The following is a 992-nucleotide window of genomic DNA, read 5'->3' as shown; positions in this document are numbered from 1 at the left end:
GCCTCCATCACCGGCCGGCTTCAAATCGGAACGGTGGCCGGCTTCGCCTCGGAATGACGGCCGGCTTCAAATCGGAATCCCCGGCCGGCTACGTCGGAATACGCAGTGTAGGGCGGTGACAAACCCATCCACTGGAGCGTCGGCGGTGTGCTGATGCGGCCGGGGTAAAAGCCGGCCAGTGGAGAGGCTTCTCTTTAGGGAGGGGCCCAGGATGTTTGACGTGGAAGTCTACGCGGCCGTTCGTCAGTTCGTTTTCATCGACGGTCATTCTCGTCGCGAGGCAGCCCGGGTCTTCGGGCTCAATCGCGAGACGATTGCCAAGATGTGCCGGTTCTCACTGCCACCGGGCTACACGCGCTCGAAGCCGATCGAGAAGCCGAAGCTGGGGCCGCTGCTGCCGGTGATCGATGCGATCTTGGAGGCGGACCGGATCGCACCCGTCAAGCAGCGGCACACGGCCAAGCGGATCTTCGAGCGCCTCCGCTTTGGAGCCGGTTCATGATCCTGTCCGCCATCGCCGCGAAGCTGAAGCAGCGCGCCAAGGACGATTTCAAGGGCCGACATTACGAGGCGAGACGTACATCAAGGTCCGCGGTGAGTGGCGCTACCTCTACCGAGCCGTCGATAACCATGGCAATCCGGACGACTTCCTGCTGACTGCCCGACGCGATCTCGAAGCGACCAAGCGGTTCTTCCGCAAGATGTTGCAGGATCAGCCGCTGCTGGCTCCTGAACGGATTGGTACGGATGGTGCCGGCACCTATCCGCCGGCCATCGCTGAGAGCCGAAAAGAGGGCCTGCTGCCCGGCATACCCACCCACTACGTCACGAAGCACTTGCAGCAGGGCTAGAGTTCGCGACAAGCCCACCCCAGATCCACCGTCCTCATGAATAAGACGGGCTAGCCCGTCTTATTCATCAGGCTGTTGCGGACGGTGGTGCGCATCCGGCGAAGGCCGCCTTGCTCCGAGGTCTGTCGACGTCCAGCTTTT

2 pseudogenes are annotated in these 992 nt (G+C 62.5%); both read left to right on the top strand.

The annotated features are described in order from the left end of the window. Positions 1 to 211: 211 nt before the first annotated feature. Positions 212 to 484, top strand: a pseudogene (locus tag G3T14_RS24300) (IS21 family transposase); the annotation flags it as partial. Positions 485 to 498: 14 nt separating this feature from the next. Continuing rightward, positions 499 to 848 (top strand): annotated as a pseudogene (locus G3T14_RS24295) (DDE-type integrase/transposase/recombinase); the annotation flags it as partial. Positions 849 to 992 lie beyond the last annotated feature (144 nt).

This window comes from Methylobacterium sp. BTF04 (genome assembly GCF_010692745.1).
Taxonomy (GTDB): Bacteria; Pseudomonadota; Alphaproteobacteria; order Rhizobiales; family Beijerinckiaceae; genus Methylobacterium.
This window is presented reverse-complemented; position numbering and strand designations above follow the sequence as displayed.